Origin of the sequence: Bradyrhizobium sp. 76, assembly GCF_023073025.1 — a bacterium.
In the GTDB taxonomy this organism is placed as follows: domain Bacteria; phylum Pseudomonadota; class Alphaproteobacteria; order Rhizobiales; family Xanthobacteraceae; genus Bradyrhizobium.
The window spans coordinates 1-14557 of sequence record NZ_JADPIS010000040.1; the positions used below are offsets into that span (position 1 = coordinate 1).

General features: G+C 56.9%; 8 protein-coding genes and 2 pseudogenes. 8 read left to right on the forward strand and 2 right to left on the reverse strand.

The window, feature by feature from the left end:
* The coding region (locus tag IVB48_RS11700) for a phosphoenolpyruvate carboxykinase (ATP) (protein ID WP_247400024.1) at window positions 1-661 on the forward strand (661 nt) is incomplete at its 5' end.
* Window positions 662-1792: 1131 nt separating this feature from the next.
* Here IVB48_RS11700 and IVB48_RS11705 read toward each other — a convergent pair.
* Window positions 1793-1981, reverse strand: coding sequence for a hypothetical protein (locus IVB48_RS11705; RefSeq protein ID WP_247400025.1), 189 nt, complete (start codon window positions 1979-1981; stop codon window positions 1793-1795).
* A gap of 1010 nt (window positions 1982-2991) precedes the next feature.
* On the opposite strand from IVB48_RS11705, the gene IVB48_RS11710 reads away from it, so the two are divergent.
* From IVB48_RS11710 to IVB48_RS11740, 7 genes and pseudogenes are all read left to right on the forward strand, one after another.
* Window positions 2992-3252 carry a hypothetical protein gene (locus tag IVB48_RS11710; RefSeq protein WP_247400026.1) on the forward strand — a complete coding sequence of 87 codons (261 nt, stop codon included), beginning with the start codon at window positions 2992-2994 and terminating at the stop codon, window positions 3250-3252.
* Between the two features lie 432 nt (window positions 3253-3684).
* A complete protein-coding gene (locus tag IVB48_RS11715) occupies window positions 3685-4986 on the forward strand; it encodes a hypothetical protein (protein WP_247400027.1) in 1302 nt (433 codons plus the stop codon).
* Between the two features lie 3749 nt (window positions 4987-8735).
* Entirely contained in the window at window positions 8736-10019 is a 1284-nt protein-coding gene (locus tag IVB48_RS11720; protein WP_247400028.1) for a DNA methyltransferase, read from the forward strand.
* Between the two features lie 208 nt (window positions 10020-10227).
* Window positions 10228-10380: pseudogene (locus IVB48_RS11725) on the forward strand (DUF5681 domain-containing protein); the annotation flags it as partial.
* 191 nt (window positions 10381-10571) lie between these two features.
* On the forward strand, window positions 10572-10715 hold the full coding sequence (locus tag IVB48_RS11730) for a hypothetical protein (protein WP_247400031.1): 144 nt from the start codon (window positions 10572-10574) through the stop codon (window positions 10713-10715).
* 238 nt (window positions 10716-10953) lie between these two features.
* Complete coding sequence (locus IVB48_RS11735; protein WP_247400030.1) at window positions 10954-11769, forward strand: YqaJ viral recombinase family protein; 816 nt, start codon at window positions 10954-10956, stop codon at window positions 11767-11769.
* Window positions 11753-12979, forward strand: coding sequence for an ERF family protein (locus IVB48_RS11740; protein WP_247400029.1), 1227 nt, complete (start codon window positions 11753-11755; stop codon window positions 12977-12979). Before IVB48_RS11735 ends, IVB48_RS11740 begins: the two co-directional genes overlap by 17 nt.
* 1300 nt (window positions 12980-14279) lie before the next feature.
* On the opposite strand, the pseudogene IVB48_RS11745 reads toward IVB48_RS11740, so the two are convergent.
* A pseudogene (locus IVB48_RS11745) lies at window positions 14280-14557 on the reverse strand (hypothetical protein); the annotation flags it as partial.

A 14557-nucleotide genomic window follows, 5' to 3' on the forward strand; every position in this document is an offset into this window, starting at 1 on the left:
CACGCGCTCGGCGTATCCGCTCGAATTCATCCCGAACGCCTCCCGCACCGGCCGCGCCCCGCAGCCGAAGAACGTGGTGATGCTCGCCGCCGACGCCTTCGGCGTGCTGCCGCCGATCGCCAAGCTCTCGCCGGCGCAGGCGATGTATCACTTCCTGTCTGGCTACACCGCCAAGGTCGCGGGCACCGAGCGCGGTCTCGGCAACGAACCTCAGCCGGAATTCTCGACCTGCTTCGGTTCACCCTTCCTGCCGCTCGACCCCAGCGTCTACGGCAACATGCTGCGCGACCTGATCGCCCAGCACAATGTCGACTGCTGGCTGGTCAACACGGGGTGGACCGGCGGCAAGTACGGCACGGGCTCGCGCATGCCGATCAAGGTGACGCGCGCGCTGCTGACCGCTGCGCTCGACGGCGGTTTGCGCAACGTCGAATTCCGCACCGACAAATATTTCGGCTTCGCGGTCCCGACCGCGCTGCCGGGTGTGCCGAGCGAGATCCTCAACCCGGTCAACACCTGGAAGGACAAGGACGAGTTCGACAAGACCGCCCGCGCGCTGGTCGGCATGTTCCAGAAGAACTTTGCCAAGTTCGAAGCCCAGGCCCAGGTCGACGCCGAGGTCCGCGCCGCTGCGCCGGACGTGAAGCTCGCGGCGGAGTAATCGTCGTGCCAACCGATGTGCGCAGCAAATTGCGATTGCCCGGATTAAACCGGGCTAGCTAATTAGGAGCCAAATGCGTTCCCAGTGAGCAACGGAAATTGACACTTATAATCAGGGCTGCAATACTGTCGCAACCACGAACAAATGCGGAGGTCGGCTTTTATGAAGTCCACATTAAAGTTCGCCCTCGCAGTCACGATTGTGACGCTCGGTCTTCCGCCGGAAGCCACTTACGCGCGCTGGTATAGAACGGCAGCTAACGCTGATCTAATTGGCGACACTGGGGGATGTCGTAGGATTCAACCATATCCCCCATACATTTACCCAGCCCCAAACTGGCAGCCGTTCTTTAGCCGCCATTACTATCGCTACGGTCCGCTTCTCACCTGTGCTTTATCCTTATCGCCTGCCGCTTTGGTCTCGGGGCCTGTTGTTACCGCAAAGTTTTGAATGCCCTCAGTGGTACAACCATTGGCCAGGGCTGGACCAGGCACAGCACCGTTGATCGGCTAGCGCTGGAAGTAAGGGTACGATCAACAATCTGTTGAACGGCCCTTCGGACACTTACCATGATTGGATTGGCGATTGTTTGATCCGAGACGAAATTCGCTACCCCACTGATCGGGACCGCGACGAGTTTGACTGCAAGTTATTCGTCAATATATCCCGCGTCTCTCGACGCCCATGCTCTTGTCAATCAATGATGCTTTCCGCGACGGCGACTCGTCAAACGCTGTCTCGTGGAAAGTTCTTCACGTGAGAACTTTTTATTCACAACAGGCGTGAGCGGCGCTTGTAAGAGCGTCGCGCTGAGTTCTGCCGGTGCGCAGGTCGTAATCCTGCTAGTCGGATGACAATCTAATTTCGTCACGAACCCGCCTAACGCGTGTCTTAGTTTTTTCATTTGACCAGACCGCCCGGTGCTGGCGACGAAGCCCATACTCAGCACAAGAAGATCAGCGTGAAACCACATCTCGTCGGGTCGATACTGGCTTACAGCGGTGTTGATCGACAAAAAAGGCTATCAATCAAGAGGGGACGGAGCAAAACTTGAACGGGATTCCCCTCCTTTAGTGGGTCAATAGGCTCTCAGCACAGCGCTGCGCTGAGAGGCCGCCTGGCTCACGCCTTTTAACGCTGGTGTCCAAGGCCGATACCGAGCACCAAAGCCTTCTGGCGAAGCGCGCCGGTCGTGCGCTTCATTTCCTTTGAGATTTTGACGACGGGCGTGCGAGATTTTGAGTGAGCTTTGAGACTTCTCAGATCAGCGGCCGTCCATTCGCGACGCGTGCTGGTCTTTCTTTTGGTCGAACGTTTCAAGTTGTTTGCTCCCTGTTCGTAATACTTCGAGCTGTTACCAGTGTCCCGCTTCGATCTCAACTCGCAAGACGGAGATTTCGAAGTATTCCTGACCATCATGCTCGATGGATTGAGCTCGTAAACTGGGCCGGCACCGCGCCAAAAAAGAGAGCAGCGTCATCAATTTTCCTTCCGATCGCAGCCCTCCGGGCGGCTCTGCCTCCTTCCGTTCCGTTACGGCGGCAGCCCTCTGCGTAACGGGAGGGCCAGGTTCCAGCGTGCGGATGGCAGGTAGCGGTGAACTTGGACACTGCTTGCCATCAGAGCAGCAAATTTGGCTACGCTCGTTATATTCGGCCTGCCAATATCCGTTGCTGGCAAGTTTGCCACCGATGCCGCGGACTAAGCTCGGCTTAACGAGCGCGGCTGGTTCAGTTCCCGCGCTTCCCGCTTCCCTGTGAGCGGTGTCAGCCATCGGCGCCCGGCAACAGCGGCGCAATCACAGACTACGGTCAGGATACCCAAGCGCGGCATCGGTGAGCTGATCGGCTACGAAGTCGCGCTCCCGCGGCTGTTCGGCACCACCGTCAGCTACGCCCGGGCTCAATCGATTGCGTGTGCCGCCACGGCCGAGGCCTCGGCCCGTATCCGCTGACCTAATGATGCTCAGAAGTGAGAGCCGGTGTTGCCAATGATTTTTCCGGCCTTCCATGCAGGGCCCTCCGCACAGTGTGCGAGGTCATTTATCCGCGAGTTAAAGGCCATTTATGATCGAAATTCTTCATTTAAATCAAAGACCAGGTCAAAAACTTCAAGAGGAGGAAATTGAACTCGAAGAGCCCCTACTGCGTACCAAACGCTTCGATCCTCGACGATACGTTTGTCGGCAGTGGCGGCACTGTTTGCATAGAAGTGTACAGGCCTGCTAAATTGATCGCTGTTCCCGAGCGTCATATGCGGTGTTTTCTGTGCCTTTTTTTTCAAGCAAGACAACTGACCCCTCCCGTCGCACGCGTGTTTCGCGAAGCGCTTTGGAACGAGCAATTACTACAGCGATCAAGACCTTCGACGAAGGTTGCCGTGATTTTGTGGGCGTTGTTGTCGAACAACGCTCGGCAAAATCTACAGCAGAGCCAAATTGGCAAGTGAAGGGGCTCCGCTTCGGTAAATCAGATAGAAGCATGGCAAGAGCGGCCCTGGATAGCGTTTTGCCTCCGATGCAGATGGAGTTTACTCTTGAAGTTTCTGATCAGGACAAGATACGAAAGTTGAAAGAGCCCTCGCGAACATAGGGGCATCAGCCGCGTTACGCCCGGAATCATACCTACCGTCCGCAATACTCATCTCGCTAACAGGTCGGGGCTTTTTCTCACATGGTGGTAGCTTTATCGCCTACTTCCATCGGCGGGCTAGCAAACAACTGGCCTTGAATCGGTATCCACGCCTGGGGCCAATGTCGATGTTGGTCGAGCTGAGACAAATACTCCGACCAGCGGGTCTAAAATGTTTTTTGAGACTTTCAACGGACAGCAGTTGGGGACTTCAAGCTCGCAATTGACATTTGCAAAATCCTCCTTCGGCGGATGCTATAGTTGAGCGGACCAAGACGAGACGATTCTTGACCCTGGCCAATTGGTTCCGTGCGCCTCCTGCAAGAAAACGCGTCTCGTTGCAGTAACTTGAACAGATCGCTATGATGATCAAACGATACTGTCTTAAATCCCATGAATCCTGAATCTCCGACGTTTGACAACGGCGACGACCAAGTTCGCGAAACTAAGCGCGCTGGAGCCGCGCAGCCGTCGTCGGAATTTTTTGATCAGGGTCTATCGGGAAACCACGAAATTTCCACGGAACGAGGAAACAACGTCGCGGTCTTCACCCAAACTCCGACTGACAGACTTAACAGGGAGATTGATTTCGCGCTGCTGTTGGCCGACTTGATCCGAACGGTAGAGCGAGATCCGGAGCAACTGAGGCTCACCATCTATGCATTCGCCCGGGTTAAGCTTGCTAATGAGTTGTCTTGGGCCACTCCGTCCGAGCGCGAAAGTCTCCTGCATTCTCTTGAGGTCGCCATTCGCGGTGTTGAGAAGTTTTCTAAGCGTCCGGAGCAAGTATCCGTTTTTTCTGACACCAAAGCCCTATCTAGCCCAGACGTCGGCGACTACGTCAACGAGAACTACGAACTAAACAAGGGGATCCCGGAAGCCGGCGGGGAGATCCTAGAGATTAAAAGGGAAACCCCGGTTCATTTTGTCGACGTCGAGGCGATTCCGTCGAGACGACCGTTTTTTTCACCTAGAAAAGTTGCAGCGTCCATTTTACTGCTTATTGTTTTTGGGGGCATTCTCGCCGGAACAATGGTCTTGGGTTCCGTATTTCTGCTGCGCGATAGAATTGCTCAAACCATATCCCCAATCGTATCCGGAAACGCCGTGCAACATACCATTGATGCGCATCCCAAAGCCGTGCCCGCGCCACCTCCTCCTTCGGAGTTTCCAATTCCAGGTGACTACGGTGTCTACGCGATAGCTAACGGAGCCCTGAAAGAACTCGAAGTGCTGTCTGAGCAGGTGCCTGACAAACGTATCGCAATGTCAACGCCGATCACGCAACCAAGTCGAACAAATCTACCAGATGGCCGCGTAAAGTTTGTTGTGTATCGTCGCGACTTTGCCAGCAATACCCCGGAGAGAGTTGACGTGCGCGTGGTTGCGCAAGTGACGAGAGCAGTCATCTTCGACTCAAAGGGCAAGCCTAATACTGCTCCAGTGTCAGGAGCTTGGAATATACGGAACATAAGCTTCGGCTTGAGGGTACGCCCATTGCCAGGAAGTTCGGAAATGTTGTTGATCCAACCCGAAAGCGCCGACTTCATCCTCAAGCCAGGTCGGTACATCCTCGTACTCAAAAATCAGGGGTATGATTTCACAGTTGGTGGAAAGATTACGGATCCCGCACAGTGCCTTGAGCGAACAGAAGCTGCCAACGGCGTTTTCTATTCAGAATGCAAAAACACTTGACGCTCTAGAACATCGCTCGAAGATAAGGCGTGCTGCTTGCATTGAGTGCTTTTCGAGTACCACCAGATAAAAAGAGCTACCTTTTCTATTCTCGAATGATCTGGTGCTAAGTAAGACTGTATTTGCAGTGGAAGCGTTCAAGCACCTCGTCCAATGTGCTCTCAGCTACCCTCCTGTCCGATTTGCCGAAGCGAACGCCCTTCACGCTCGAATTCGAAGCAGATTGAAACGAAGACATCCCCCGCTCCACGATGACACCCACAAACTGCCCGCATTCTGGCGAAGAAGCCCCAACAATCAAATCACCCACGTCGACTAGAGTCTATCGTTATTGCTTGACCATGCATCTCAAAAGTAGGAAGCATTCTACCAATCGCGTTGCATTGCTGCTTGCGCGCGCAAGATGACGCGGCACGCAGCTACGAAGCTTCGGGCTCTGCCAGTTTCTGTTTGGTGCCAATGCCATCGGTGCCGCCACAGCTCTTGAATTAGATGGATGGGTGACAATGAAGCCAAAGACCGTCGTTTACGCCATCATTGGGCAATTCGTCCTGCTTCTCGGCTCCGCCTCAGCGCAGACTATCTCGAACAGTCGCGATAAAGCGGGAAATTTAATAAATCGCAGCAGTGCGTCCACATCGACCTCCCAACCGGCCAATCAGCAGGGGCAAATACGCAACACGCCCCCTGCCAATCAGAATATTACGCCGACCGTAAACAGCGGGACCAGAGTGCAAGGTCAGCGCCAATGAGAGACTTAAACTCTTCTGCCAATTGAACACTTTAGCTCCCGCAGCACTTTGATAATTTGAATCGACCTGAGCTCCTATCGTATAGAGTTCCGGGTAATTCCAGCGTTTTAGGATCGTCGATGTCAGTAGAGAGACGCGGTGCTCTCGGCTAGTGGGGCGTTCGCGTTGCATCTCGCGAACGCTGAGAATGTCGTAGATCGACCCTTGCGGTCGGCTCGGACCCGGATGGCGGCCATTCGTCACGCCCGATACCTCGCCAAGCGGATGGACGAGACCAGTCCGGTCCGGCGGTTTACCGACCTGCAGACGATGTCGACTGCGCCCGGCTCTCGCGGAATAGTGGATTAGCGTTCGCCATCCGAACAGCGGTAGAGAATGCATTCGACGATCCTGAACGGCCGGCTACTCCTCGCTCACAAAATCCCAACGATCTCTCTTCCGTAATCCTTCACCGGTGCGGCAATATCGAAAGTCGAACAGACTCCTGCGTCCGACAGGGATCAACTTGATCGAGAACTTATAATAGCCGTTAGACGCGAGCTTTGACCGGCGGGCCCCCTGGGATACCTCAACTTAGCCAACCGAGTGCCCCACGGCTCCAACCGTCACTCCAGTAACCTTGACCAGTTAGGTTAAGGGCGGAGTAAGGTTGCAGACGAGTAACTGACAATTATCCTGCCGATCATCAACTCAGTCTCGTCTTCTCTCGGCGGAACATCAACATCATGCCATCATTCCCAATAAACACCTCGAGACGAGCAGAGAGCACGCCGTCCACCAACTATAACGTAAAACAATCGCAGCCAGCCAGGCGCCCGCCTCGCAGGGCGATAAACTCACTGCTAGCGACCGCGATAATCGTCTGCATAGTGGCAGCTATGAGTAGCTGGCTATTCTTCCTCGGCTGGTTGACCGTGCGCATTTCGCAGACATTTTGGTAAGCAGACCGAAACAATGATGCTCTTATCGAAATGTCAGCCGTTGCTGGCTTGCTACTTCAACAAAGCTTAACACGGATCTCCGATACCGCTTGATCACACATCCGCGTACGCTTACATCGCCGCAGGTTAAGACCCGCGTCCGGCTGACAATAGTGCGTTCGTTTTGCTCGGGTAGTCGTGATGCAATGTGCAGCCGCCAGCACCAGACAAGCCCCCTTCGATTATCTGCATCAACTGCGATGGCATTAGCATTGCTTTTGACTGTACGGTGGACGCACCGACACGGACAATTATAATGTGCCGGCTTTGTGGAGCGCCGCGGGGATCTCTGGGAGATCTTGAGGCGTGTCGCAAATGAAATCGTTGTCAGAAACCGCGGACTATTGCTCGCGATGCGCCGCAGACCTGCAGATCGTGTCCTTGAACTTTACCCGGCGTGGTGTTGAGACTAGGGCAGCTTGTCCCGAGTGCACGACGATAGCCTCAGCGGCCGATGACTTCAATTTGGCCCCTCACTCAACCCTTTCGATGCCTGATAAGCGAATGGAAAGGCGCGCTGCAGTCTGACGCAGGTACGCCGCTATTGCTGAACCATTTGGCGCCGCGCAATTCGATTAGCGCAGCTTGCTGTTTTATTTCCCTTTACTTAGTCGGCAGCGAATTACTTAGTCCGGGAGCTAGGCAAGGATGGGGGACTACCTTCCTCCCGGCCCTTCCTCCGCAGAAGGCTTGGCTTTCGCCCAGGCGGAGATGCAAGAACAGGGAATTCATCAAAACAAGTGCCCCTGAACAGGGGTTTTGCTGCCTCACAATCTATATCAGGCTCAACTGAGGTATGTTTTCGCCTCCTTGGGCATCGCTGCGGCACTTTCCTGTTCATCCCGATAACAGGCTAAAAACAGGACCCAACAGGTGCCATTGATGAGTGCCGACCGCTTGATGGTAAAGCGCTCGGGACTGCAACTGAGCAAAGAATTAGAGCAACGTCGGTGACGTGGACGTTTAGCTGAGGCCGCTGGGCGCCAAGCGCCGAAAGACGTGAACGGCGACTGATCGATGGTGGGGCTTGTCGGGAACGGGGGCCAGTAGCGGCCCGGACGCAACGTCGATTGAAGCTGACGAAGCATCGCTCGATACAGCTCCGCGCCAAATGCTGCCAATCCAGGCCTTGGTCATCGAGGCAACGCGTTCGCTGCAGCGGCTTGACGCCGCCAGCCCAACCAAAACAACGAGTACTTTGGAACAACGGGCGACCGAAAGCCCGTAGGCGCCGCACAGCCGCCGCTCGGTCTCCAGCAGGACCGTGCAGCGGGACTTAGGTGCAGACCAAGATGTCACTGATATCGACCAGCTTCCAAACTTACCTGCCCTGATCGTCGTTCACCCTGGATGGACGATTATTGGCATTGATGCGGGCATACCGCCGCTTCGCCCCGGCCGCCATGGCGGTGCTCCTCGCCTTCCGTCAGGACCAGCTGGCTGTCCAGCAAGACACTGATGCCTAGTTTCGTTCCAGAGGACATGGCGATCTCCATGCGCAGCCTGTGGCACTGCTGATAGACGGCGATCTCGATTAGCTGGGGGGATGGAAAAATCGGCGGTATGGAAACGTTCTGGTAACAGGAGCTTCCTCATCCTATGTCTCTTGAACAAATCACTTCCTCTTGCTGCACCCTCGTTGCTCTGCGTCGCCTATTGCCGGCCAACGATTTCGTCCCTGATCTATGCAACGCACCACGGACATATGCCCGACACGTGGTCGCTCCCTTCTAGTCGGTGGTGGAGGCGCATCGGGGTAAATCGAGAATGAGTTTCAGATTTTGTAACCAAGGGCGCGCACAATTCGTGACATGAACAAAACAGTTTCCCTCGCTGCACTTTCGCAGCTCTCGATCTCCCATAGCGCGGCCAACGACCTCATTTTTAATCCACGCAAGAACGGACGCAGGTGCCAGACGCCTGTTCGCGGGTGACCCTCGCTTGGCGGCAACGTTCCAAGGGCAATCGAAAGGGTTGTTATCTTCAAACTAACTAAGGCCGCGTAATATACAGTCTCATGAACAAAGCAGTCTCACTCGCTGCACCTTCGCAGCTCTCCATCGTCTATCGCTCGGCCAACGATCTCATTCCCGATCCGCGCAATGCACGGACGCACCCTAAACGGCAGATCGAGCAGCTCAAGACGTCCATCAATACCTTCGGTTTTACCAATCCGATACTGGTCGATCTCGACGGCAACATCATCGCGGGCCATGGCCGGCTCCAGGCAGCCAAAGCGTTACGCATTGCCGAAGTGCCGACGATCGTCCTATCTGGGCTCACGGATGCCCAGAAACGCGCGTTGCGATTAGCCGACAACAAGATCGCGCTCAATGCCGGCTGGGACATCGAAATCCTGCACGCAGAGCTCGGCCACCTCGCCTCCATCGATCTGGACATCGACCCGACTTTGACCGGCTTTTCGACAGGCGAGATAGACGTCATCCTCTCTCACTCGGCTGTAGATCCCGACGACGAGGTCATCCCGGCGACCCCAAGAATTCCCAACACTAAGCCCGGCGACATCTGGATTCTGGGAGAACACCGGATAGGATGCGGGGATAGCCGCGATACTGCCTTCCTCAAGCGAGTGATTGGCCGTGACGCCCAGATCGATGCGGCATTCCTGGATCCTCCGTACAACGTCCGGATTGAAGGGAACGCCAATCCAACGGGCCGCCACGGTGAGTTTGCTATGGCTTCCGGCGAGATGAGTGAGGACCAATTCCGCTCGTTCCTCAAGAGCACGCTTGGCGCCGCGGCAAGCTTCTCCCGTGATGGCGCGGTCCATTTCATCTGCATGGACTGGCGGCATATGGACAGCGTGTCCGCTGTCGGCGCGACGGTCTATGGCGATCTCCTCAACCTCTGTATCTGGAACAAGTCCAGCGCCGGGATGGGATCGCTCTACCGCTCAAAGCACGAGTTAATCTACGTCTACCGCGTGGGCTCGGCCTCTCATCTCAACATGGTCGAACTCGGCAAGCACGGGCGCAATCGCACTAATGTCTGGGATTATGCATCGGCGAATTCCATGCGAGGCAGCCGCCGAGAAGACCTTGCGCTGCATCCGACCGTCAAGCCGGTCGGGCTGGTTGCGGACGCCATCAAGGACGTCACCAAGCATGGTGATCTCGTCCTCGATCTTTTTCTGGGCTCGGGCACAACGCTGCTCGCGGCAGAGCGGACCGGGCGGCGCTTCCGGGGAATGGAGATCGATCCGAAATATGTCGATGTCGTGCTCGAGCGCTGGTCGGCGCAAACCGGCCTCGCTCCTCGCCTTGAGGGAGTGGCATCATGAGTGCCGAGCCCGAGCCGAACAATCAGCCCGCTCCTCGCGCCGATGAAACGCCTGAAGGCGCGCCGAATAGAGGCAGGTTTCAGAAAGGCTGCAGCGGCAATAACAGGGGACGACCGCGCGGGTCCGGCAAGCGTGCCAGAAGCGGCTCCGCCTTCGAGGTCCTGCTGAACAAGACCCTTATGGGCGACCGCCAAAGAGTTCGCGCTTCGTGAAAGGGCAAAGTGGCAATCCCTCCGGCCGCCCACGCGGGCGTCATAAGCATGCACCTTGCGAAGCGGTACTCGGTCAAATGGTCACGATCCGCGAAGGCGGCACTGAGCGCCGTGTCACGGCGGCTGAAGCCTTCCTGCTCCAACTCGCAAAGCGCGGCATCGAAGGCGATGGCGCGGCGTCGCGCACGTCGCTGGCACTTATCGAGCGGGGCCGAGATGGACAACATACCAGCGAACCGGTCACCATCGTGCTGGTTGGCGTTGCACCAGGCAGCGTCACGCCTGCGCTCGAACCACTGCGCAGGCGACAAAGCTTGATCCGTATCGCGAGACCGCCCGCATGTCGCTGGAGCCGTGGCTCGTGGAGGCCGCCCTGGCGCGTCTGCCGCAGCCCCTTGCTCCGGAGGAACAGCGTATCGTCGTGGTTGCCACGCGGACCGCGAAGAAAGTGCGCTGGCCCGATTGGTGGACGGAGTTTCCCTGAGCACTTTCGCGCGAGAAGCCGCCCAAAAGAGCAAGAATCTTGCTCCAAAAAAGGACTGGTATCAAAGTCCAAACGGAGCGTTACTGATTCTGCCGGGCGCAAACGGCATCGGATCTCACCTCGCGAACGCGGGGCTTAAGGCAGTGCGGCAGACAAGCCGCGCAGCTCTAAGCAGGAGATAGCTTTGAACACCGATCAAACCGACGTAGCGTCTGCGCCACAATCACGCGCCCAACTTATCAGGTTCAATACCGTCGACCGCCGACATTTTATCGGCGGTTCGGACGCCCGCATCATCATGGGCGACGATCAGGAGGCGCTGACGCGGCTCTGGTACGAGAAGCGTGGTGAGGCTGAGCCGGAAGATCTCTCGGACAATTTGATCGTTCAACTCGGCACCGTGACTGAAGTCCTGAATCGCGCTTGGTATCAGCGCGTATCAGGCCACACCATCAAGGACATCCAGAAACGCATTCGTCATCCCGTTCATAAATGGATGGCGGCAACGCTTGACGGCACGATCGAACAAACCGGCGCGGTGTTCGAAGCCAAGTTCATGTTGCCCTGGGCCTTCACCGAGGAGGCTGCGGCCGACAAACACATGGCCCAGCTCCAACACAACATGTGGGTCACCGCGGCGCGCAGCTCCGTTCTCTCCATCATCACCGGAGGCGGCAAATGGATCGAGATCAAGATCTACGCCGACCCGCTCTACCAACACCTGCTGCTGACAGCTGAGAAGAAGTTCTGGCGCTGCGTCCAACGCGGCGAACCGCCGATTCTCTTCAATATCGAGACGCCACGTCCGCGGTTGGAGACGGTTAGGGTCGTGGACATGTCGATGTCCAATCAATGGGCGGAGCTCGCGACTACCTATCTTCGAACCCGAGAGGCGCATGGCCAGCACGAGACGGCCAAATCTGACCTCAAGAAGCTGATGCCTGAAGATGCTAAGGAGGCCAAAGGCCACGGCATCAAGGCCAAGCGCTCCAAATCGGGTGCCGTCAGCTTCGAGGCCCAGCCGGTGGAGGGTTCCCATGCACCGGTCCAGTGAGCACATCGGAGCCATCGCGGCTGCTCTCGCCCGAGCCCAGTCTGAATTGATGAACCCGGAAAAGACCCTGACTGCGGTCATCCGGTCCCCCTTCCCGCGGGAGGAGGACCGGACCTTCCGCTATGCCTCGCTCGCCTCTGGCCTAGACATCGTCCGCAAGACCCTGAGCCAGCAGGAGATCGCGGCCATCCAGACTACCCGAAGCGAGCAGATGACCGGACAGATCCATCTGACCACCCTGCTCGCCCATGCCTCGGGAGAATGGATATCTTCTGACCTGCCGGTCTGCTCCGGCAAGGACATCGAGGCGCCGCACCGGATGGGAGCGGCGCTAACTTATGCGCGCCGCTACGCCCTCTTTGCCCTGGTCGGGATCGCCGGAGAGGATGATCTTGATGCCCCCGATGTAATCGCCGGCCCCCCGGCACCGACCGAGCCACGAGGCATACCAGAAGCGAAAAGGAAGCCGCCCAAAGGCGTTTCGAACAGGCCGCCGGTGGTGGGGGCTCAAGAGTCAGCAGAGCTCCGCGAACGGCTGCTGGCTCAACTCGCCGGCACCAACGATCTCCTCGCGTGGGCCAAGACCAGCCTGCTCGTCAAAAATACGCTGCAGGAGGCCGATGCCCGATCGATCGAGGCGGCTTACCAACAACGGCTGGAGCTTCCCGCCCAACCCACCTCTATTGCGGAAGAAAAGCTGCCCGCGCAGGATCTCGACCAAGCTTTCGCATCCGCCCCTGCCGAAACCAGACTGGTTGGTTCCGAGGTCGATACGGCTCAACCCGCCCAAAGAGCCGCCGAAGGCGCCCTCGCCATCCCAAAGGATCCGCCTCGCAAGAGAAACAAGGCACACCTCGCCTTCGTCCGAGAACATCCTTGCCTCGTCTGCAAGCGAACCCCGACGGACGCGCATCACCTGAAGTTTGCCCAACCCCGAACATTGGGTCGCAAAGTAAGCGATGAATTTACGGTGCCCCTATGCCGAGCACATCACCAGGCGTTGCACAGGAACGGTGACGAAAGAGCATGGTGGGCGAACATGCAGATATCGCCTTTGCCGGTCGCTAGGGAGCTATGGACGGAAAGTACAGGGACAGACACGCGCGCCACACGCTCCCGTCATTGGAGCGCACGCTGGCGCAACAGCCTAGAACGGGGGCGCAGTAACCATGAACGACCCGTCAAAATCAAAAGAAGCTGCCCCTCCTGATCACCCGTTGTTCCCCGTACCAGGCAGGGGCGCTGCAACTAACGTCGCGCGAGGCGATCAACCGCCCGATGGTCACAACAAGGCGCGAGAGCCCTTTTTCGGACACGGTGCCGGTCCACTTCTCGGTGAACTGATTGTCTCCGTCGGAGCACTTGGGCTCCTCCTTATCGTCTTGCTGTTAGCCGCTAGCGTAAAAGAGAAAGCCTCTAGGCTGTTATATGGGGGGCCGCAGCACTACTCGCGACCTCAATAGCCCGGCAAGCCGACAGCAGTCGAGCATACAGACCCAGCGAGAACTGCTAAATGGACGTGCCGTGTTGCTCGGGGGAGCGTCGAATTGCAGAAGACAATTGACATGCGACGGCGACAATTGGGCTGCGATCACCAACGTCTGTTTAGCAGCTTGTCCTGCTAACCGCTGAAAGGAAGCGGCCAATCGATGAAGCAGCATTCACCGCGCCTGAGACGAACTTATGCGGTCCGAGGCGAGAGGCAAGAATCTTGGCAACCAGTGAAGCAGCTCGAGGACTAAATTTAGGGCAAGGTACGCCGAATGTCCCGCGATTAGCAGCGCCTCGCCCACCTAGCGGGGGCACATCGACGTGAATGATAGTGCCTCGCTTTGACGGCCGATGTGATACGATGATTGAAGCACCCCTGACTCTTCGGAAGGTTCAGCTGCGCTGGCAATACCGCTAGCCATCAACGTTACCGATGGTTGCGCGCGATGAATATGAACGCCTCCCAATTAGCAGGCACCCTGATATGGTACGTTAGCGCGGCCATGATTAAATTAGCGGCCAACGCATTTTCAATTATCACGGCGATTGTCATCCTGTTTGGAGTGATGATGGTGACATGCCAACCCTGCACGTACGCCGTCGAAGACGCGACTGACTCCATCTACGCCTTGTTCTTGAACTCGCCTATCGAAGACGATTGATCCTCTGCAACATACAGTCGCTTTGGGCACTAGGGGCGACTAAGACAGTGAAGTAAACGCCTAATGGACAAACTGAGATGATGGTTAGTCTCACAAAGAATAAGCGGCTTTCTTAATTCGCGCTCGACCTCGAAGTAGTGCAATCCTGCAGAGCAAGTCACCTGGGAGTTGCATCAGAACGGGCTAGTTCCGCCCCCCGCGAGAGACATCCGGCGTGACAACAAGTTAAGCCTTGGCATCTCGCACGTCCCCACTTCTCCAAGCCGGATAACTCGCGATTGGCCTGGACCACAGGCCATCCGGTCGACAGGAAAGCAAAGCACTTCCGCGACCTTGTCGAACTTACCTCCAACGAGTCTACGCCATTATGGTCCACCCCGCCGTGTGCCCAATCGTGCCATCACCGTTGAGGTCCTGGTGGAAGATGGTCTCGAAGGACTGCAGCGCGCTGCTGGTCGACGATGCACCCGCAAGAAGATCGACGACGTGGTTGCCGTGGGTGTCGGTGCTCCAGATGTTGGAAAGGCCGGTGGTGGTGTTTTTCCAGGCCACATCATAGCCGCCTGAGACCGCCTCAGCGCCGAGGATTACCCAATTGCTACCGAACTGACCGGCGGTGACCGCGGCGCCGTTGA

What these genes read in the sequence shown, in the direction of transcription:
- IVB48_RS11740 (WP_247400029.1), top strand. Translation starts at nt 11,753, where the DNA reads ATGCACCGGTCCAGTGAGCACATCGGAGCCATCGCGGCTGCTCTCGCC.
- IVB48_RS11730 (WP_247400031.1), top strand. Translation starts at nt 10,572, where the DNA reads ATGTCGCTGGAGCCGTGGCTCGTGGAGGCCGCCCTGGCGCGTCTGCCG.
- IVB48_RS11715 (WP_247400027.1), top strand. Translation starts at nt 3,685, where the DNA reads ATGAATCCTGAATCTCCGACGTTTGACAACGGCGACGACCAAGTTCGC.
- IVB48_RS11720 (WP_247400028.1), top strand. Translation starts at nt 8,736, where the DNA reads ATGAACAAAGCAGTCTCACTCGCTGCACCTTCGCAGCTCTCCATCGTC.